The organism is Paenibacillus sp. JT31N11, from assembly GCF_056269285.1.
In genome coordinates this window covers 215,385-236,989 of the sequence record NZ_JBWDNQ010000007.1, presented here as the reverse complement: position 1 = coordinate 236,989, position 21,605 = coordinate 215,385, and the positions used below count along the sequence as shown (strand labels likewise).

Sequence of the window (21,605 nt, the reverse complement as noted above, 5' to 3'; positions counted from 1 at the left end):
AGGTCTGAATGATAGGTGAACGCGTGTTTATGGAATTGAAAAAATTCACACCCTCCGGCATGAATCCCGGACTACAAGGCTGCATTCGAGTGTGATTTGTTTCACATCGTCGGTTGGCTGCTCGATCTTGCCGATGAGGATGGAGGTCAGCTGCTTCAGCATGTCGCTGAAATCGACCCTGATCGTCGTAAGCGGCGGATGATGCTTCTCGCTGAGCGCATGATCATCGAAGCCAATGACGGATATATCCTCCGGCACCTGCAGACCATGCTCCTTCAATGCCCGGATCGCTCCGAAAGCTACGCTGTCGTTGGCCGCTATGATGGCTGTCGGCCGTTCCCCATTCTTGCGGAGAAAGGAATAGATCGCCTCATATCCGCTTTCTTCATGAAAGCTGCCATCCAGCACCCAATCCTGATTGACCTGCAAACCGCATAGCTGCATGGCTTTCAGGAAGCCCTCGTATTTTGTAGGGCCTGATAGACGGTTCATATCACCATTAATAACGCCAATCCTGGTATGCCCGAGTCCTGTCAAATAAGCGACTGCCTGCTTCATGCCGGAATCATTGTTGAAATTGGCGACTATCCGGTTGGATTGGGGAATTTCCGGCTGCTGCTGATCCACAACGCCGACGATGAAGCCTTCGGCAATAAGCTCTTCGATGAATGGCTCACGATTGGCGGCGCCAATGAAGATCCCCCCGTCAATCCGGCGCTGGAAGAAGATCTCCTTCACATTCCTGACCGTTTCCTGGTCGCTTGCGTCACGAATGATATGCGTCAGCACGTAATAACCGTAAGCGGAGACATCTTCAATGACACTTACGATCATTCTGTTCACCAGCATGTCGCTTGATACATGCCCAGGCGCAATCAGGAACAGCCCGATGGTGCGCGCGCGTTTGCCGGCAAGTACCTGAGCGGAAGCATTGGGGAAATAATTATACTGCTGGATCACTTTCATGACTTTCTCACGCGTCTTCGGCGGAACGTTGGCGTAATTGTTGATGACTCTGCTGACCGTGCTTCTGGATACGCCAGCCAAACGGGCGATCTCAACGCTGTTTATATCCGCCTTTTTCACAATGTCCTTCAGCCTCTTTCGTAAACACGTGTTTATGGGTCAATCATACACAATATTTGAAATCGCTGTCAATCTATTAAACCCCTCAACTGTCCATTTTTCGGCGGTGCTGCAAAACCGGACTTGTATAAACGCGTGTCTATGATATACTGTCCGCAACATCAAGTATTTCCTGCTAGCGACAATCGTATGAAAGAAAGGAAGGGATTGTAATGAGGCTTGGAGGCCAGGTGTTTCTAGAAGACAAGAATCCGGAGAGTTGGTCAGCCGCATTGCGGCAAGCGGGGTTTCGCGCAACAACCTGCCCGATTAACGGGGAAGACGATATCGGCGAGCTCGAAGACTATCTGAAGGCGGCGCGGGAGCATGATATTCTGATCTCGGAGGTTGGAGCCTGGAGCAATCCGATCAGCCGGAACGAGGAAACAAGGCGCAGTGCCGTCGCCTACTGTATCAAGCGGCTGGAGCTCGCGGAGCGGATTGGCGCCCAATGCTGCGTCAATATCGCCGGTTCCCGCGGGGAACAATGGGATGGGCCGGATCCGGACAATTTCAGCGACGAGACCTTTGATCTCATTGTGGAGACGACACGCGAAATCATCGATGCGGTCAAGCCGGAGCGTACCGTATTCGCATTGGAAATGATGCCGTGGGTATTCCCCGACTCTGCCGACACTTATCTTGCTCTGATCAAGGCGATTGACCGCAAAGGCTTTGGCGTCCACTTTGACCCCGTCAACATTGTCAGCAGTCCCCGGACCTACTACCGGAATGGCGAGATGATCCGTGACTTTTTTGCCAGGCTTGGGCCTTATATCCGTAATTGCCACGCCAAGGACATTCTGCTGCACGGCAAGCTGACCGTTCATCTGGATGAGGTCATACCGGGCCGCGGGATGCTCGATTACCGGATATTCCTGAGTGAATTGAACAAGCTGCACCCAGATACCACCTTGATCATCGAGCATCTGTCTACCAATGAGGAATATCAACAGGCCGCGGATTACATACGCAAGACCGCCTCGGAGCTGCATATCCCGTTGTGAGGAATACGTTAGAGAAATGATAACCGGAATATTATCACGGAGCGAACGGAGGGCCTGCCGCCGGCAGGCCCTCTTCATGCTGAAATATTTGTGCTGCAGCCGGAGGAATTCAGCGGTTTCCGCTACAGTTTCGGGAACAAATCATGGCCTTTGTTTTTTGCCATTTCGATAACCGAGTTAATGAAGGGTGCTTTTAACAATGTATACGTAGATCTGTCCTCGGCGTATAGAGCTGCGAGCTGTTTCTTAAGCCGGGCATATTCCTGAGCTTTCTCCGGGTTGCTTCTCAGGTAATTGCGAAACCGTATATTATTGCTCCATTCCTCGCTCTGCAGTTCATAAACATGCAGATGATGCGTGCCCTTCCGCCATTCTCCCTTTCTAAAGAATCTCCGGTTTGGAAAGTCCGCTTTGGGAACATATTCGTAGCCTGTTGCGCATAACGGGCCGATAAAATCATCCGCTTCCGTCAATTTGCTTACTCCAACCGCAATATCCAGAATCGGCTTTGCCGGCAGCCCCTGAACGGAGGTGCTTCCTATATGCTCAATAACAATCGTCTTATCGTGCAGCGCCGATTGCAGCCTTGCCTTCTCGTATTCGAACTGCTCCGCCCACTCTGATTGATAGTCGGCAATGATCACTTCCTCCGCCATTTTTCATCCCCCTGAGCATCCTGAATATTGCGGAACTCACGCTTGCTGCCTGGACAAATCCGCATGGAGTATAATACCACAATGTTTATCGTTGGACTTGTATGAACACGGCATTTTTTGGGCATAACGTGAAAACTGCATCTTTTTCCGTCCAGTGTAAGGTATAATAAGATCCAGATGTGCCAGAGAGGATGATCAGATGTTTAAGGTTACGGAATATAGTGCGGATTTGGTGAAGGATCCATTCGGGATATTGACTGGAAAGCGTTATGAGTTTGTGCTGGATCTGGATGTGCCGGAGGAAGACGAGCTGCACTCCGATAAAGGCGTCTATATAAAGCTCATTTACATCGTGGACGAGAACCGCGAGGGTATTCTCAAATATGAACTGCATGAGAGAACATCCGATCTGATACTCGATTTCGAGATGGAAGAGGATGAAGAGGAAGCGATCGCCGCTTTCTGCAAAGAGCATTTGCCGGCCTGACCGGCCTTGGCAATGCGAAGGAAGAGGGTATAGGGATGCAAGGGCCCTGTACGCCCTTCTTTTTTTTGCCCAATAACCGCATACCTGTTCCGCCACCATTCATAATCTAATAGCAGAGGAAGTTTTGGATGGAGGTTTGGGAGAATGGCCATTAAACCGTTAGCTCTTCAGCGGGGGGATACGATCGGCATTGTAACGCTTGGAAGCCCGCTGGCTGCGGAGAGAATAAATGCCTGCATCGCCTATTTGCAGAGCATGGGGCTTCAAGTACTTCTGGGACGGTATGTATATGCGGAGAACGGCTTTCTGGCAGGCTCGGATCAGCAGCGCGCGGAGGATTTGATGAGCATGTTCACCAATCCCAGGGTGAAGATGATTCTTCCTGTCAGAGGCGGAGTTGGCGTGGAGGGAATTCTGCCGTATCTGGATTATTCCGTGATCAAAGCGAATCCGAAGCTTATCAGCGGATACAGCGACATTACCATTCTGCTGAACGTGTTATATCAGTATGCGGATATCGTAACCCTCCACAGCCTGCTGCTGCTTGACTTCAGGGCGAATACGCCGCCCTATAATTTCGAGCAGTTTTTTACTGCGACCTCATCTACTGCGGCTCCCCGTCCTCTGGTCAATCCGCCCGGTATGCCGCTGACGGGCAAGGTGCCGGGCAGTGCCACGGGACCGATCGTAGGAGGGAACATCACGTCTCTCATCGGTTCGCTCGGTACGCCGTACGAGATCGATACAGCGGGGAAGATTTTCTTTATTGAAGAGACGCATGAGCCGATCAACAGGGTGTACCGTTATGTGGAGCAGCTGAAGCTTGCCGGAAAGTTCAGCGACGCCTCCGCTATCCTCATGGGTGAATGCAACGAATGCGCAGACGCCTACGGTGTTTCCTATGAGGACTTGATCAACGAGGTGATGGTGCCGCTGGGCAAACCGCTTATCACGAATCTGGCCTCCGGCCATGGACGCTACAAGGCCGCTGTCCCGATTGGAGTCGTGGCAAACCTTAACAGCCATACACAGACCGTTACACTGCTGGAGCCGGCTGTCCGGTATTGATGCTGCAATGGGGGCCTGGCGTTTGCGATTGGCTGCGCCTTTCGTTATCATGAATGTACGGGTTGTCATGATTACGAAATAAGCCAAAAGGTGTGATGAAAATGCGGTTAAGCGTATTGGATCAATCGCCGGTACCGGAGGGAAGCAACGCGGCGGAGGCTTTGAAGCAGACAGTCAGGCTGGCAGAGCTGGCAGAACGGCTGGGCTATCATCGATTCTGGGTATCGGAGCATCATAATACGGAAAGTCTGGCGCATTCGAGCCCGGAAGTATTCATCTCGCATATCGCAGCGAATACCTCGACGATTCGCGTAGGCTCAGGCGGCGTGATGCTGCCTCATTACAGCGCGTATAAAGTGGCGGAGAATTTCCGTCTTCTTGAAGCATTGTACCCGGGACGCATCGATATGGGGCTGGGACGCGCGCCAGGCGGCATGCCCATTGCCACAAGAGCGCTGCAGGAAGGTAATGCAGGCACGATTGACCGTTATCCGCAGCAGATTGAAGATTTGCTGCATTATCTGAATGTCGCCAACCATGGGAATCACAGGTTTCCCGGGTTGACGGCATCCCCTGCGATAAGCTCGGCGCCTGAAGTGTGGCTGCTTGGCTCGAGCGGGGACAGCGCCATGCTTGCCGCGGAGCGCGGCGTCTCCTTCGCCTTCGCCCAGTTTATTAACGGGAGCGGCGGGGCCTCCTATGTAAGGGATTATAAGGAAGCATTCACGCCTGCCCTCCCAGGCGGCAAGCCTTCGGCGATGGTGGCGATATTCGTCGTTTGCGCAAAAACCGACGAAGAAGCGCAGAGATTGGCGTCGAGCTTCGATTATCAATTTCTGCTGCTCGAACAGGGCCGGTTCAGCGCCGGGATTGCGCCCCCGGAGAAAGCGCTGGCTTATCCGTATTCCGAGGTGGAGAGAATGCGGGTGCGTGAGAACCGCAAGCGGGTGGTCGTCGGCTCCCCGGAGACGGTGAAGGAGCAGCTGCTGCGCCTGGGCCGGGAATATGATACCGAGGAAATTATGGTCGCGACCATCGTCCATGATTATGAAGCCAAGCGGATGTCGTTCAAGCTGCTGGCGGAGGCGTTTGGGCTGCCGGCTGCGGAGTAAAATAATTGTGAGAAACGAAGGCAGGCAGCTGTGATGCAGCTGTCTTTTTTTTGAAGCTTAAATAAGCTCATATAATGAATGACTGAAAACCGCATAAAACAAGGATTTTTAGCACACTCTGTCGAATTTGAGAGGGAAGAGTCCGGATTCTGGATGAAACCTTGCAGTATAGGCTGGATAAATCGTCTGCAGGGTTGGTTAACCATGTAAGTGATGTAAGGAGCGGCTTTTGTGGATACAAGACAATGGATGTCGATATTGCTTTTTTTTGCAACGGCGCTGATGCTGTTCGTGTCGTTTCTGTCCTATCGGAAACGCCATCTGCAGGTTGCGCGAACGATGATTTGCCTTATGCTGGGAGCATCGTGTTACTCATTTGGCTACGCGTTCGAGGTTTTGAGCACAAACCTGCGCGACGTGAAGCTTTCCCTCCAGTTCGAATATTTGGGCATACCGTTTGTCGCGACATTTTGGCTCCTGCTGGTCATTCAATTTACCGGCGCGGCATCCCGGCTCCGGAGACGATACGTATTATTGCTTTTTATCATCCCTTCAGCGACCTTTCTCTTCCATTTGACCGATGACTGGCATCATTTCTTTTATAAAGGATACATACTGAGGGCGGATGAAGCCGTTCCCATGTACAGCATGACTATGGGACCCTGGTATCGGGTGCACGGATTTTACAATTATGGCATCATGGTGTGCGGAATGCTGCTGTTTATCCCGATGTATCTGCGGTCTTTGCCTATTGTGCGGAAACAGATTATGGTCCTTATTCTGGGTGCGGCCGCCCCTTTGCTCTCTAATCTTGTCTATGTATACAACAAGGGAGAAACGATTGACTTTACGCCGTTCGGATTTGCCGTCTCGGGCGTCGTTTACGTTTGGGGCATTTACCGGTTCAACTTGCTGCGCTTGACGCCGCTGGCGTTTGCCAAAGTATTCGATACAATCCGGGACGGCGTTATCTTGATGGATTATGAGGATGAAATCGTGAATTACAATCTCGCTGCCGAAGAGGTGTTTCCAGAGCTCGGCCGTGCAAAAGGCTACCCTGCGAACGGCAAGGACGTTTTGTCGGCTTCCCCGGAGCTGCTGGAGTGGATTTCCGCTGCAGACAGCGGGGATGAACGCTTCCCGTTTCGGCGTCTGCGGGATAATCGGCACAGGCATTATATTTGCAGCATGTCTTTTATTTACGATACCGGGAAGACCCCGATCGGCAAAATGCTGATGTTCAACGATATTACGGAGTGGATGGAGAATGAGGAGCGTCTGCGGGAAAATGCCCGCCAGCTGTCCCAGCTGAACACGTTCAAAGACAAGCTGTTCACCGTCGTGGCCCATGATATCCGCGATCCGATCGCGCTTCTTGTCAGCCTGACCGAGCTCTTGGGCGAGGAACCGACGGATCCCGATATTGCGCATGCAGAAGTGTTCCAGGAAATCAGAAGGCAGGTAAGCGGCACCTTCCATCTCGTTGATAATTTGCTTGACTGGTACCGCAGCCAAAACGGGAGAGTCGTTTTTCACCCGGTGGTGTGGAATCTGAAGCAGGTTGTGCGGCAGAGCGTGGCGCTTGCCGGGACTCGGGCCGCCATGAAGCAAATTCAATTGACGGAGCTTGTGGACGAGCTGATAACGGTGAATGCCGACAAAGAGATGCTCGACCTTATTCTCCGAAATTTACTGTCGAATGCGATCAAGTTTACCGGACTTGGCGGAAGGATCGAAATCGGAGCCTCTTTGGAAGAGGGTCTGGTTAAGGTTTACGTGAGGGACAACGGGTCGGGCATCGATGAGGAGACGTCAAGGCTGCTGCGGCAGGAAGAGCTGTTCTTCAAGGGTCCGGGCTTCGTGAGTGAAGGAGGAGAGATGAGATTCGGTCTGGTGCTGACCCGCGAATTTCTCCGCATTCATGGAGGCAGCCTCCAGTTTGACAGCATACCCGGAGAAGGAACGACCTTTATATTCACATTGCCTGGCTCCGCCGGCGGCACGGGAACGGTTAAGAACGATGAAACGGGGTTGGGCGCATGATGAAAGTAATATTGATTGATGATGATCCTGTGATGCATCTGATCTTGCGGAAGATGCTGGTCAAGTTTCCCGGAGTCCAGGTAGCGGGGGCTTTCAAGGATACCCAGTCCGCAGCCGCATTTCTGAGCGCCAACAATGACATCGGGCTGGCTTTCGTGGACATCTCCATGCCGGGCGAAAGCGGGATGGTGTTTGCCTCCAGGATGGAGGAGGCGGGTGGCAGGGTGCAGATCGTTTTTGTCACGTCGAGTAAAGAATTTGCCGTAAAGGCCTATGAGCTGTCCGTGGTGGATTATCTGGTTAAGCCCGTGTCCCAGGAGCGGCTGGAACGGACGGTTAACCGCGCGCTGGCGGGCAGAGAATCCTTCCGTATGCCGCCGCTGAAGGATTCGGCTGACAAGGGAACAGGTGAAATTATCATTACGGCGCTGGGCGACTTCTCCATACAGAACGAATTGGGCCGCGTGAAATGGATTTCCAGCAAAAGCGCCGAGTTGTTCGCATACTTGCTGCTGCATCGGGGCAAACGGATTGCCCGTACCCGGCTGATTGGGGATATTTTCGGGGGCATGACCAGGGAAAGTGCGGAGAAATATTTGAATACGGCTGTCTATCAGCTGCGCAAGTCATTGGAGCCGCTTGGTTTGCGGGAGGTAGTTCGTTCCGAGAATGATGGTTACGCGTTGGAATTAACCAATGCTGTTATCGACTACGAGGTGTTTGAGCTGCGGGTGGGAAAGCCCGGGAACATTGAGGCGTGCGACGTGGAAAGCGTGCTGCAGTTCGAAAGGCTGTACACAGGAGACTTGTTCGGCAATAAAGCCTATGTATGGGCGATATACGAGACGGAGCGCCTTGCCGAGCTGTATGCCTCCTTCGTAAAAAGGCTCTCCGAGTTGTTAATATCCCTGCGGAACAGGACTGCCGCTTCGAAGCTGCTGCTTAAGCTGCATGCCCGCAATCCGCTGGACGAATCGGTCGTAAGTCTGCTTATGAAGATACACGGACAGGAAGGAAACAAAAAAGGCTTGACCGCCCAGTATACCGATTACGTAAAGCTGCTCAACAGGGAGCTTGGCATTCGCCCGTCCAAGGAACTGCTTATGTTGTATGACTCGCTTGTAAGCGAGTCTTCCGACAACAAAAAATAAAGAAATGCCAAAGGCATGAGAACAGGAAAGGAGGCTGCTGGCCGCAATGGAAGTGGATTTGAATGAACTGGCGGGCCAAATCGCCGGAGGACAGCTGTCCGTAGACGGTGTTTATCGAGTGTTTTTACCGTCAGGCTCCTATCCTGTCCATACCCGTGAATACCCGACTCCCTTTTCCGGTTTTGTATTTGCGCTGCGGGGAAGAGGGACCTTCATCTTTGAAGGAAGGGAGGCCTATGAGCTGATTCCTGGAAAAGTCGTACATGGGGCGAGGAATATGGAGCTCTCGCTTGTCATTGACGAGACCGGTCTGGAGTACTGCCTGATCCATTACACACTTGCCCATGAAGCGGAAGCTGGAAGGCAGCGCTATGCGGATACCCATTATTCGCTTGATACCGGTGAGAATGCGATCATTGCTCAGCTGCTTCAGCTGCTGCATGAAGGATATGGCGTCCCCGGCCATATGTCGGCCGTTCGAATCAAAGAATTATTTTACAGTCTGCTCTATGAATCATTAACGGCAGCCCGCAAACAGCAGAACCGCGAGAGTGAAGAGCTCATCAGACATGCGATCGACTATATACATAACCGTTACAGGGAGCCGATAACCTTAGCCAGCCTGGCGCAGCTGGAAGGGCTGGAGGTCAAGCAGTTCTCCTATTTATTCAATAAATACAGCGGGATGTTTCCCATTGATTATTTGATTCAGCACCGGATGAAAAGAGCCAGGCAGCTTCTGGCGCAAAGCAATTGCAGCATTAGCTCGATCGCGGAGAGCATCGGGTACAGTGACCCGCACTATTTCAGCCGCCTGTTCAAGAAGCATACCGGCAGCTCGCCGAGAGCCTTCCGGGCCGGTCTGGGTAATAATCCACATTTACTTGAGTAATTGTCTATTCCCCTCCTGTCTGTTTATGCTTATAATTTACATTGATAATGAATATCATTATCATAATATTGCAAGCTTCAGGCTTGAGGCTGGACAGACGATAAGGGTGGAGGAACAGATATCATGTCAGGATTACAGAAGAAAAGCAGGTTCCGGTTCCGGGCAGCTTGGCTGCTTGGAGCAGTGCTAATCGCAATCGCGGGGTGCGGAGCTCCGAATGCCGACAAAGCCAATGACGGTCCGGCGTCAGAGCCTGCGCAGCAGGCTGCGGAATTCCCCAAGGTCATCAAGGATGCCAAGGGAGAAGTAGCGCTGGAGTCAAAGCCTGAAACCATTGCCGTGACCTATTTCCCTTACGCTGAGCATCTATTCGCCATTGGACAAGCCGATGCTGTCACGGGTGTGGTGGGGCTCAAATCGCTTCAGAATTTCCCGGTGTACAAGCCATTCCTAAACGACGGACGAATCGCCGATCTGGGTGATGAAGCGAATCTCGAGAAGATAATGGCCCTGGCTCCGGATGTCATTATCACCTCGGATTATGAAGAGGCGATTTATGATAAGCTTGTCAAAATCGCTCCGACGATCGTGATTCCCGTTTCGGAGAAATGGGAGGATACAATCACGAAGGTTGCAGAAGTGATCGGCGAAGAAGAAGCGGCGCAGCAGTATATCGATTCGTACCATAAGAAGCTGGATGAGGTTGCGGCCAGGATGGAGCAGTCGGGGGAGAAGGGGAAGACGGCTGTGTTTATGATGACCTGGGGCAAAGGCTTCTATTATTACAGCGGCCCCAGAATGGAGCCCTATTATAAACAGCTTGGCTTCAAGGAGTTTGACGATATGGAGGATTACGGGGAGATTAGCCTGGAGGGCCTCAGCAAATGGAATCCCGATTATATCTTTCTCGGCCAGGACTTTACCAATGCCGCAGAGCTGACTGCCGACGAGCTTGCGAAGAATGCGGTGTGGAACAGTCTGGCCGCGGTGAAGAATAAGAAGATGTTCATCGTGGACACGGAAATCGTGGGCCCGCTCGCCATGGGGCAGTTCAAGGGATTGGAGTTCATGGATCAAATTATGAGCGGGAACAATTAGTCCCTGCGAAAGTAAGATAAACGGGAGGCTAGACAGCCTCCCGTTTATTTTTTGCTCTAAGCATGCAACCTTTCTTGATTTAATACCGTTTATTGGATGATGCATTCATTTGACTTACAGGTGGGCGATTGCCCGACACATGAAGGGATTGTTGACAATTGAAAAGAAATAATAAGAAAAAAAAGCTGCTTGCCCTGACTCTTGCAGCAGCATTTCTCGCATCTCCAGTAGCACTGTCAATTGCTGATCATGCGTCTGCCGCAGCTTCCAGTTCGAAATTCAAGATTACAGCACAGCCGTTTAACATAGAAGGAGCTAAAACGAGCATCGGTACGATCAATAAAGAGGGTTCGACCTACATTGCGCTGAGGAATTTTAATACGGCCTTGGGGCTGGTCACAAATTTTGATAAGAATACCCAGATAGCTAAAATTTCAGGTAACGACCGGCTGCTGGAGATTAATCTGAAAAGCAATGCCATCACATTGAACAACCAACTGATTGCCGGACCTCAAGTGATTGTTCAGGATAATACGACTTACCTGCCGCTTCGCTTTTTGCTGGAGCGTATGGGTTATGAAATTGCCTATGAGCAAAGCACAAAGCTAATTGGAATTCATGCGGTTCAAGAGAATGATCTGCAAATTCAATCTGAAGTTATCGGTGCGGATGGAGACGGCAAGTCATTATCGGTTTACTATCCTGTGATCTCGGGTTATAGCAATGTGGAGGTCCAACAGAAAATTAATGCATTTTTGAAGCAGGAGGCCGACAAGCATGCTGCGGCTGGATCGAAGGAAATGGACCCGGTTGTAAAAGCAAACAATGAAATCCTGGCCGGGGATCCCAAGGCTGAGGTTCGGCAGCCAAGCCTCGACGGCCGGTATACCGTTACGTATAATGAGAAGGGCAGATTGAGCCTTTACGTGGATTATTATGTCTATTCGGGGGGAGCACACGGGATTACTGCACGCGTGCCTTATACATTCGATCTGGCAACGGGCGATCTGCTGTCATTGAAGGATGTCATTGAAAAGAATGCAAATTATGTATCCATTTTTAACAATGAGATTAAAGAGCAAATTAAAAGCCGGAAATTATCGTTGATTGCTCCTTTTGAGACTATAGAGGCGAATCGCGATTATTTCCTAAACCGCAATGGGGTTGTTATTTACTTCACTCAATATGAATACACAGCATTTGCTGATGGAATGCCGGAGTTTGTTATTCCGTATTCGGCGTTTAAATAACTGTGCTAATGAAGGAAGAATGCAGACAGGCAGGTCATAATCTGTTAATCACATTTAATTAAGCGTTACAGCCGATCCCAACTAATGGGGGTCGGCTTTTTTTTATAAGACGGATTGTAGTATGAAGTGTTCAGAAATAATTTACCCTTAATAGAAGCTGTGGCAGCTATACCATGCAACGGCTGCTGCAAAAGTCCGATTTAATATAATTCATGATGGTTCAATAAGGCTGATCCAATAACCATTGTCAAAAAAGTCATGTAAATAGCTTCCGACTAACTAAGGGCATCCAATTGGGTGCCCTTTATTTCTGCTCGATAGGTTATACGTGAACCGCAGTATAAGCAATGGAAACAGGAGGATCGCCCGCATGTTGGCAAGGAGTATATTACGATTTGTTCTCCGCAGCTTGTTTAATTGACCTGCTGATTTCAAAATACATCGAACTCTGTCGCACCCTGCCGTTTTCGGCAAACAACCGGGGACTGCGGGTTCAAACAATCGGGAAAAGCAGACTTGGCAGCGTACAGAGTAGGTCGATTGAATGGATATCCTACTCGGTCTTTAGGCGCTTGCTGCGAATTTTGCAGTCTGGAATATTTAACTAGTCGAATAAAATGAAAACGGTTGAATCACACCGGATTTGTCTGATTTTCCGGGATTTAAGGTTCCCGGTCAGAGCGCAGGGCTGACGTCATATATGCCTTCATCTTGGCAGCTTCGCGGATATAAGAATTGTGGCTGTTCGAATTTACGAATGGAATAACGCAAGGTAAATCCAAGAGGAGGTATGAGAATGGAAAAGGGAACCGCTTTATTCTTATTGAAAAGCGACAACGAGGGGGCCTTTGACGGTTCAATAAAAGGAATCTCCATTGCACAGACCGTCAATGCGAAGGTCCTTGACGGCGACATGGGCTTCCATCTGGACAAAGGCTACATCGAACTGGCGGGCAATAAGGCGTTGGAGTCGCTGCAGTCCTTTACGCTCGAAGCAACCATCGCTCCCGATGGGGTGGACGGCGGCAGGCAGACCATTATGGAGGCGCAAAGTCCCTCGGTAGCCCTGTATCTGGAGGCAGGCGGCAGGCTCGTTGGCGCTGTTCACACCTCCGCAGGCTGGGAGACGCTGGACAGCGGCAGCGCGCTGATCAAGGCGGGCGAAGCAGCCAGGGTCCGGTTGACCAGGGATGATTCCGGTATCATGGAGCTTCATATTAATAATCAGGTTGTGGGATCCAAAGCGGTCTCGAGCCCTATTCAAAATGTCGGACAGCTTGGCTTCAAGCTGGGGGCGGGCATTGACGGCACCAGCAGCGCGTTCACGGGAAGAATCGGCCAAACGGTTATCCGCAGCGGTGCGGTGAGCGCCAATTTCGCGACGCTGAAGCAGCAGCAGGCAGCGGGCATCGAGCAATCCGTGAGGCAGGTGGTCGGCAATCCCAACATCAAGGTTATTCTGCAGCCTGATATCAGCCGGGCGCGCCTGCAGCCGGTGAAGGATCTGATGAATGCGGCTGGGGTCGAGAAGCTGACGGATCTGGGGACCCTGAAGTTCACGGCCAAGACAGTTATGACGCCTGGCAAAATTCTGATTGCCCCGCGCAAGACGTCGGCTGCCGTCATTGACTGGCCCCAAATTGCGCTCCAGCTGTCCTCCGTAACAGATGTTGTGGCGAAGCGGGATAGTCTGGCGAAGTATCTGGTGAACCGCAACAGCACATCCACTCTCAGGAGATGGCTGCCGCCGTCGCAGAACACGCCTCCCATATCGACGATTCCCCGTCCTGGCTTTCCGGGAGGAATAGGTATTCCGACCGTTACCAGAACGTCTCCGGCTGCCGGTTCGCGAAGTCTGGATGCCGTGAGGCGCGGCGGAGTTCTGATGCCGACCAATGTCCTGCGCGAGAGTCCGGTTCTCCGCCAGTCCTTGCGCAACACGTCGATCTCGGAGCTGATCACTGTTAACCGCAACGCCATTCAGCTGAATGATGTGGCGATCATCGACAAGCTGGAGCTTCCCAAGCCGGCGGACTGGCCGTCCCTTTCGGAGAAGGGTGCGCAGCTGTTCAGCCTGAAGACTATTCCCGTATCCAGCGCCGTTATTATCGCCCATACGCTGGATCTGACGGAAACAGAGCTTGTGGTGGAGCCCAACGTATCGACCTTCTATATCATCGCCGAGAAAATCATCTGCGGTGATCAAGCCAGGATCACCTGGCGCAGACCGGGCGGTGAAACCCCTCCAAGACTGGATAATCCCGATCTGAACGGCCGGGGATGGTCCGGTGTTCATACCAAGCCGGATTCCCGGGATGGTCTGAACGGCGATGACGGGCGCTCCGGTGAGCCGGGTATTGACGGGGCGAAGGGGGCGGTGGCCCCCAATCTGGAAACGTGGGTGCGCGATATGAGCGCTATGCCCAATCTCGATTTGAATGGAGAAGACGGCCGCAAGGGCGGGCTTGGCCAGCGCGGCGGCAGAGGCGGCGACGGCGCTGACGGGGAGGCGGGCGACCGGTGGTGGGCATTCGGCTGGCATTGCTGGGAGGATCCGGGCGATGGCGGTGAAGGCGGCGACGGCGGTGCCGGCGGCCGCGGCGGCCGCGGCGGCAACGGGGGAGCAGGCGGCAATATTACGATCGGCGTATTGGACGGAACGCTGGTATCGACGGTGACCAGCCGCGCGTTCAAGATCAAGAATCAAGGCGGCCAGCGCGGACGCGGCGGCAATGGCGCCGAAGGCGGTTTTCCGGGCTTCGGCGGCAGAAGCGGCGTGGGCGAAACCTGTAAGGATGCGCGGGATGGAAGAAGCGGGGCACAGGGGCAGCGCGGCAATCCGGGTATGGATGCCGCCTACGAGGGCCTTGATGGAAGCATCCAGTTTTTTGAGTTTTCCGATGATGCCTGGGAGGACCTGCTGGAACGCCCTTGGCTGTCGGAAATCACACCGACCCAGGCGTTCCCGGGGGATAGTCTGACGCTTCGCGGAAGCCATTTCACCAGCCACGACCGCGTCGTATTAGGAGGGACCGTGCTTGTGCCGGCAGTTAATGCGGATGAAAGCTTGTCCGTCACGATTCCGCTGGATGCGGCAGGGGGAGAGAAGACCGTATACGTGCGCCGCGAGGACGCAACAGAGAGCAACCGGATCACGATGCGGGTCAAGCCGCAGCTGGATACCTTCGTGGCAGCGCTGATACCGGGCTCGACCATCGCGCTTGCGGGACGCGCTTTCCTGCCGGGAGCCTCGGTGCTTGTTAATGGTGCTGCGGCACCCGCGGATGTGCTTGGCCGGACCCAGCTCACCTTTGTTATGCCGGGAACCGGCGGGACGGGCAGCGCAGGGGGCAATGTATCGCTTCAGGTGCGCAACCCCGATGGTCTGGTCAGCAACGGCCGATCCGCATCGGTAGCCAGGGTACTGGAAATTCCGTTCAAATACGGCGTCCATAATTTAAAATTCGGCAACTTTTCGGACGGCGTCCCGGATTGGGGGACGTACCAGGATACCTTCGGGGCAGCGGAAATCTGGCATGAGCAGCTGGACCCGGTATTTGGCCACCCGATCCTGACAGCGGCCTTCTACGGCTTCTATCATTATTTCCTCAAGGGGACGGCCAACGGCGGACTGGCTACCGGCTACTGCACTTCACTGGCAAGCATCGTCGCGGATAATTTCTGGCAGGGACGTACGGATACGCCGACTTTGACAAAAGCAGAGCTGCAGGAGCAGCTGACCGGCGTGCACGGCAAGCTGCTCAGCCGTGAAAGCCTGATCCACTTTCATGATCAGGGCCGCGAAGGAACATCGCGGGTGGAGAAAACCTGTCGCGAGATTGAAGCCTCGTTCCTGCGCGGCTGCGACCGCGACAATGCTCCGCTGCTTTTCTTTATCCCATCGGGCGAGGTATGGGATGCAGGGTATACGGACAAGCTGAGCAGCTCGCATTGCGTTATGCCTTACAAGTTTGTTTATCCGAACGGACATCCTGGGCCACAGCTGTCCGCCGACGGAATAACGACGATTAACGACCTTGACGGCGTCGAGATGTTCGTATGGGACTGCAACCGTCCGGAATCCGATCAATGCAGGCTCAAATTCAAGCGTAATGGAGGCATCTTCGAATTTGAATACTTTGCCGATCCGGGCGTGGTGAGCTTCCGCAGTCAGGATGGCATTACGCTGGGACTTATGACGAACGGCCAGTATATGCTGGCTGATCACGATCTGCCCTTCAGCGGACCGTTCGGGCTTACCCGCTTCGTGTTCGACTTCCTGCTCTCGCCGGCCGATCTGCAGATCACGGACGAGAACGGGCTTGCGACCGGCCGCTTCGGCTCGCAGCTGCATGCGGGCATTCCGGACAGCCATCCATGCTATCTGATTCCCGGAGCATACCTGCTGCCGGAAAATGTGCCGCTCTCGCGGAAAATTGTCGGCACCGGCGCGGGGACCTATACCTACAACTCCATTCTCCCGAACGGTTTGTCGATTGTCATCTCGGAGGTATCCACGACAGTGGGACAGGAAGACCTGCTGTCGACGAATGCCGATTACACGCAGCTTCGTTTTACGCCGGGGGCAGAGAAGGAATTCACGATGACGATTGCCCGCCAAATCGACGATCAGGTACGGGCGTTCGCGATTCAGGGAATCGGCGGAGGACCCGCCGCAGGACTGGACATCACGCTGTCTCCCGAAATGTCGGTCGTGCGTATCGGCAACCGAAGCAGCGCGAAGACCGTCGAGGTGCGCGCCTTCACGATCGATAAAGCCGCCAATTCGCCCCAGAACGATAAGGTGGAGGCTATTCATCTGCCAAGCAGCTACGATCTGGTTGTTGCAGTACCCGACTGGACAGTGCTGGATCTGAACGTGCAGACGATCAGCTTCAGCTAGAGGGAAATCAGGAATGGACAAGGCCGGGCAGGCAATTGCTGCCCGGCCTTGTTCACGTTCAGATATAAGGCTGGGAGAGCGAATAGGCCGGAGAGTGAGGAGCCTGAGGTGTTGCGGGTGCGCGGGGCAGCTGCAGCAAGGATTTTTCTTGCTGGAGTGTCTGAATCGTGCCGGAGATGCAATGCAAGCAGGAAAAACCGGCTTGGAGCGGAGAATCGATCGCGAGCAGAGGGGCTAAGGGGTTGCGGGGCAGCTGCAGCAAGGTTTTTCCCTGCTGGAGTGTCCAAATGGCGGCGGAGATGAAATATAAGCAGGAAAAACCAAAAAAACCGGCTTGAGGGCCGGAGACGGGCGATGCCGGAGGACGGCGAGTCTTACCATTGAGGAGGTGTTGTCCTGCAGCTCGAGTGCGGAAAAAGTTAAAGTGGGTCCCGACAGGGACGTAAACGAGGATATCTGGCAAGTAACTAATACGCTTCTCGGCAGCGCCTGCGTTATACCTTTCCGGGTGTCCAGAGGGCAGGCGCCCTCGGGGTCCCCCTCCGGGGGATTTAGGGGGGCATTAAAACTTTCAGGTTGTAACTGAGAATAATTATCATTTATAATGATTTCAATGCCTGATATATTTTTCGAATTTGATCCATTTGATAGGTTTGGAAGGGAAGGAAGATAGACGGATGAAGCTTAATGACCATATCATTCTGTGGAATCATGTTTTCATCAGGGTGATGGATGTGCGCCATACGATCATGGAGTCCGGGGAGGAATTGCATTCTTACCGGCTGCCGGCAAGCGCCTTTATATATATCACACGCGGCAGTGCCCGGATACGGATGGACGGAGCTGCCGGCATAGTGGAGCGGTTCCATGTTCTTCATGGCGGCAAAGGGCTGTGCCTGGATATTGCGGTTGAAGAAATCCTCGAGTTTTATCTGATTCTATACAAGGCTGTTCTGCCGCTGCCGTACCGGCGGGAGCTGCTAAGGATCATGGAAACCGAAAACCCGTTTCACATGCAATACGGCTTTTCTCCGCAATTTCCGGCTTCTTTATCCGCCAAGGCCGAGCTGATGTACAAAGAGTGGCAGCGGCCCGATACGCTGGAAAAGCTGCATGTCAAAGCGCTGTTCTACCAGTTTGTCTATGAGCTTATGGAGCAGCTGCACCAGCAAGGCGTTTGCAGCGTCAAGCCTGATCTGGCAGAGCAGGCCATCCGTTACATGCAGGAGCATTATCGGGAGCAGGTTACGCTCGAATCACTGGCGGAGCTGCTGGATTGCAATTCCAGACAGCTGCTGAGGATATTCAAGAGCCAGAAGAATACCAGCCCGATCGATTATCTGATCCACGTTCGCATGAACAAGGCCAAGGAGTTACTGCGGAGCAGGGCATATACGCTGAAGGAAATAGCGGAGAGCGTCGGGTATTCAGACAGCTATTATTTCAGCCGTGTCTTTAAGAAAATGGTAGGGGTATCTCCGGTGAGCTTCAAAGAAAACGCCCATCAAACGGAAGGGAGTCGAAATAATCCATCCTTTTTGTCGGGATCCTCTATTGCTGCCAAAAAGCTTCGACGTTATATTGTTAATGAGTATGATAATCATTATCAATATAAAGGAGAGGGAAATACACTCATGTACAGAAGGTCCGGAATATCCATGGCCGCAACATTATTATTTTGCTTCACATTACTGCTCAGCGCATGCACGACCGGCACGAACAATTCGAATACTGTGAACGGCAATACGGCCAATACGGCCAACACGGCGGGGAGCAATGCGGCAGCCGCCGCGCCGGCGGCTGCGAACACACCGGAAGCCGAAGCGCCGCGGGTAATCAAACACGCAATGGGCGAAGAAACGCTCACAGGCACGCCCGAACGCGTCGTCATTCTGACGAATGAAGGAACCGAAGCCCTTCTTACTGTCGGTATCAAGCCAATCGGCGCTGTCCAGTCCTGGATCGGCGATCCCTGGTATGACCATATAAAAGAGGATATGCAGGATGTCACAGTTGTCGGAGACGAATTGCAGCCGAATATCGAGATGATCGCAAGCCTCAAGCCGGATCTGATTATTGGAAATAAAGTCAGGCAAGAGAAAATATATGAGCAATTGAAGCAGATTGCCCCTACTGTCTTCGCGGAGGATCTGGGCGGTGATTGGAAAGTCAACTTCAATCTGTATATGGAGGCCGTGAACAAGAAAGAAGAAGGCGAGAAGGCTATGGCTGACTTCGACAAGCGCGTTGAGGATGTAAAGGCCAAGCTTGGCAGCAAAGCGGATACGAAAGTGTCGCTTGTGCGCTTCTCCGCCTCGCAGGTGCGGATTTATCAGAAGCAAACCTTCGCGGGCGTACTTTTAAGCCAATTAGGAATTGCCCGCCCTGCGTCACAGGATAAGGATGCCTTTATCGAGGTTATGTCCAAGGAACGGATTCCCGAAATGGACGGGGATGTGATGTTTTACTTTGTCACGGATTCCCCCGGCACGACAGACGGGAGCAAAGTGGTTGAAGAGTGGATGAAGGATCCCCTGTTCAAAAACCTGAACGTATCCAAGAACAACAAGGTTATTCAAGTCGATGAAGCCATCTGGAATACGGCAGGGGGTTATAAAGCGGCTAATCTGCTCCTGGACGAGCTCATTGAATATTTTGACGTAAAATAGATTGGCATGATTTCATCCGCAAGCTGATGTCGGCACGATTTGGCGTCAGCTTGTTTTTATTTCAACGGAACCATGACAGGCGGGCGCGAGGGCGTCCTTCAAGCCTGCACACGGGAGGGACATATTTTGGCATTATGGATGCAAAGCCGATGGCGGAAGCTGCTGGTACTGGGGGCAGGTGTAATTTTGCTGCTTGTCACAATTCTTGCCAGTATTTTGTTCGGCCTACAACAATTCGGCTTAAGCGATTTATGGCTGGCTTACAGTCAGTTCGATGGCTCCAATGAGCATCTCATTATTACGACGACACGCGTTCCCAGGGCGCTGACTGCGGCTGCGGTAGGCGCATGTCTGGCCGTAGCCGGGGCGATTATGCAAATCTTAACGAGGAATCCGCTCGCTTCTCCATCCATATTCGGGATTAACTCCGGCGCAGCCTTGTTTATTGTGATCGGACTGGCTGTTTTTGGCTCGTCACTCACGATGAGCAGCATGATCTGGATTGCCTTTGCCGGCGCGGTCGTCACTTCGGCAGTGGTCTATGCGCTGGGTACCCAAGGGAGCGGAGGTTTTGAACCGGTTAGGCTTACACTTGCCGGGGCTTCGATTGCGGCATTCGCTTCATCGGTCACATCCGGCATGATTCTGATTAATAAAGATTCGCTGGAATCCGCCTTGTTCTGGATGATCGGCTCTGTATCCGGAAGACAGCTGGATCAGCTGCTGATTGTGCTGCCCTATATGGCTGCGGGACTGCTTATAGCCGCGATGCTGTCCGGCTCGTTGAATGTATTGGCTCTGGGAGATGACAGCGCCAGAGGTCTCGGCCAGCGGTTAATGCTTACGCGAGCCTTATCAGGCCTTGCTGTAGTCCTGCTGGCGGGAAGCTCTGTTTCCGCAGCGGGTCCTATTGCTTTTGTAGGACTAGTCGTCCCGCATTTATGCAGATACATAGCAGGAAACGATCACCGCTGGCTGCTGCCCTATTGTGCTGTAACAGGTGCCATTTTGCTGGTGACTGCAGATATTGCCGCCCGTTTCGTCCTTATGCCGAAGGAGGTTCCTGTAGGCGTCGCAACGGCGCTTATCGGGGTTCCCTTCCTGATTCATGTGGCGAGAAGGAGGAAGCATGCGTAGACACCGAACAGGAAAATCCATGGCTATCCTTGCCGCGTTGAGTCTTCTTGCAGCCGTTTTATCGCTTGTTTGTTTGTCCATAGGCGGAGTCCATGTTCCCATCAAGGAAGTATTCTTCTCTCTTATAGGCTCGAATGCAGAGAGCAGCGATCTCATCGTCATGCAGCTCCGCCTGCCGAGAATAGTCGCGGCCCTGTTGATCGGTGCGGCATTGGCGGTTTCAGGCGCCTTGTTCCAGGGGGTGATCCGCAATCCGCTTGCGTCCCCGGATTTGCTGGGAGTAACGGGAGGAGCCTCGGTTGCGGTGGTCGCCTTTATGACCTTATTCACAGGCTACAGCATACATCTCGTGCCGGTAATTGCCATAGCAGGCGCTTATATTACGGTCGCTATCAATTATGGACTCGCATGGAAGAGAGGGGTGTCCCCATTCAGACTGGTGCTTATCGGTATCGGCATATCCACAGCTATGAGCGCAATGACGATGTTCCTGCTCATAAGCGGACCCGCTTATCTGGCGGCGCAGGTATTGAACTGGATGACGGGAAGCATTTACGGTACCAACTGGAGCTATGTTGAAGCCTTATGGCCTTGGATCGCTGTGTTCATTCCGCTGTCCCTGCTGTTTGCCAAAGAGCTGAATATTCAAGCCTTGGGCGAGGAGGCGGCTGTCGGACTCGGAAGCCGCCTTCAGCTTAGCCGGATGCTGCTGCTGTTTTACAGCGTGGCGCTGGCCGGAGCCGCGGTCGGAGTAGCAGGAACCATCTCCTTCATCGGCCTGCTCGCTCCGCATATCGCGAGAAGGCTTGCAGGCAGCTCCTATACTATCGTGATCCCGGTTTCTGCGCTGCTTGGCGCGATTATTTTGCTGCTCGCGGATTTGGCGGGAAGAATGCTGTTCCAGCCGCTCGATATTCCGGCAGGTGTCTTCACGGCAGGGGTCGGCGCTCCTTTTTTCATGTATTTGCTGTTCAAACGTAAAGCGGTATAACTTGCAAATCCATCAT

Annotated in this window: 15 protein-coding genes; 13 read left to right on the top strand and 2 right to left on the bottom strand. The window is 52.9% G+C overall.

Features of this window, described 5'->3' with window-relative positions; all coding sequences use genetic code 11:
* Positions 1-45: 45 nt before the first annotated feature.
* Positions 46-1,086: a LacI family DNA-binding transcriptional regulator gene (locus AC0YNV_RS23650; RefSeq protein ID WP_475770209.1), complete on the bottom strand. Its 1,041-nt coding sequence runs from the start codon at positions 1,084-1,086 to the stop codon at positions 46-48.
* 212 nt (positions 1,087-1,298) lie between these two features.
* Here AC0YNV_RS23650 and AC0YNV_RS23645 point away from each other — a divergent pair, with 212 nt between their 5' ends.
* The gene (locus AC0YNV_RS23645; RefSeq protein ID WP_475770208.1) at positions 1,299-2,132 is read left to right on the top strand and encodes a sugar phosphate isomerase/epimerase family protein; all 834 of its coding nucleotides are present in this window, start codon (positions 1,299-1,301) and stop codon (positions 2,130-2,132) included.
* Between the two features lie 122 nt (positions 2,133-2,254).
* Here the strand turns inward: AC0YNV_RS23645 and AC0YNV_RS23640 are convergent, their stop codons facing one another.
* Complete coding sequence (locus AC0YNV_RS23640) at positions 2,255-2,788, bottom strand: GrpB family protein (protein WP_475770207.1); 534 nt, start codon at positions 2,786-2,788, stop codon at positions 2,255-2,257.
* A 199-nt stretch (positions 2,789-2,987) separates the two neighbouring features.
* Here AC0YNV_RS23640 and AC0YNV_RS23635 point away from each other — a divergent pair, with 199 nt between their 5' ends.
* From AC0YNV_RS23635 to AC0YNV_RS23580, 12 genes are all read left to right on the top strand, one after another.
* Complete coding sequence (locus AC0YNV_RS23635; protein WP_210038717.1) at positions 2,988-3,275, top strand: DUF6509 family protein; 288 nt, start codon at positions 2,988-2,990, stop codon at positions 3,273-3,275.
* A 144-nt stretch (positions 3,276-3,419) separates the two neighbouring features.
* On the top strand, positions 3,420-4,343 hold the full coding sequence (locus AC0YNV_RS23630; protein WP_475770206.1) for a S66 peptidase family protein: 924 nt from the start codon (positions 3,420-3,422) through the stop codon (positions 4,341-4,343).
* 95 nt (positions 4,344-4,438) lie between these two features.
* Positions 4,439-5,455, top strand: coding sequence for an LLM class flavin-dependent oxidoreductase (locus tag AC0YNV_RS23625; RefSeq protein WP_475770205.1), 1,017 nt, complete (start codon positions 4,439-4,441; stop codon positions 5,453-5,455).
* Positions 5,456-5,686: 231 nt separating this feature from the next.
* On the top strand, positions 5,687-7,498 hold the full coding sequence (locus tag AC0YNV_RS23620; protein ID WP_475770204.1) for a sensor histidine kinase: 1,812 nt from the start codon (positions 5,687-5,689) through the stop codon (positions 7,496-7,498).
* Positions 7,495-8,649, top strand: a complete 1,155-nt coding sequence (locus AC0YNV_RS23615) for a response regulator (protein WP_475770203.1) — start codon at positions 7,495-7,497, stop codon at positions 8,647-8,649. The genes AC0YNV_RS23620 and AC0YNV_RS23615 overlap by 4 nt, the downstream gene beginning before the upstream one ends.
* Before the next feature lie 46 nt (positions 8,650-8,695).
* Positions 8,696-9,541 carry a helix-turn-helix domain-containing protein gene (locus tag AC0YNV_RS23610; RefSeq protein ID WP_475770202.1) on the top strand — a complete coding sequence of 282 codons (846 nt, stop codon included), beginning with the start codon at positions 8,696-8,698 and terminating at the stop codon, positions 9,539-9,541.
* Between the two features lie 123 nt (positions 9,542-9,664).
* Positions 9,665-10,639 (top strand): ABC transporter substrate-binding protein, encoded by a 975-nt coding sequence (locus tag AC0YNV_RS23605; protein WP_475770201.1) that lies wholly within the window; start codon positions 9,665-9,667, stop codon positions 10,637-10,639.
* A 158-nt stretch (positions 10,640-10,797) separates the two neighbouring features.
* Positions 10,798-11,889 carry a PdaC/SigV domain-containing protein gene (locus AC0YNV_RS23600; protein WP_475770200.1) on the top strand — a complete coding sequence of 364 codons (1,092 nt, stop codon included), beginning with the start codon at positions 10,798-10,800 and terminating at the stop codon, positions 11,887-11,889.
* 796 nt (positions 11,890-12,685) lie between these two features.
* The gene (locus AC0YNV_RS23595; protein WP_475770199.1) at positions 12,686-16,792 is read left to right on the top strand and encodes a LamG-like jellyroll fold domain-containing protein; all 4,107 of its coding nucleotides are present in this window, start codon (positions 12,686-12,688) and stop codon (positions 16,790-16,792) included.
* Positions 16,793-17,469: 677 nt separating this feature from the next.
* Positions 17,470-19,461, top strand: a complete 1,992-nt coding sequence (locus AC0YNV_RS23590; RefSeq protein WP_475770198.1) for an ABC transporter substrate-binding protein — start codon at positions 17,470-17,472, stop codon at positions 19,459-19,461.
* Between the two features lie 126 nt (positions 19,462-19,587).
* A complete protein-coding gene (locus AC0YNV_RS23585; RefSeq protein WP_475770197.1) occupies positions 19,588-20,598 on the top strand; it encodes a FecCD family ABC transporter permease in 1,011 nt (336 codons plus the stop codon).
* On the top strand, positions 20,591-21,589 hold the full coding sequence (locus tag AC0YNV_RS23580) for a FecCD family ABC transporter permease (protein ID WP_475770196.1): 999 nt from the start codon (positions 20,591-20,593) through the stop codon (positions 21,587-21,589). The genes AC0YNV_RS23585 and AC0YNV_RS23580 overlap by 8 nt, the downstream gene beginning before the upstream one ends.
* Positions 21,590-21,605 lie beyond the last annotated feature (16 nt).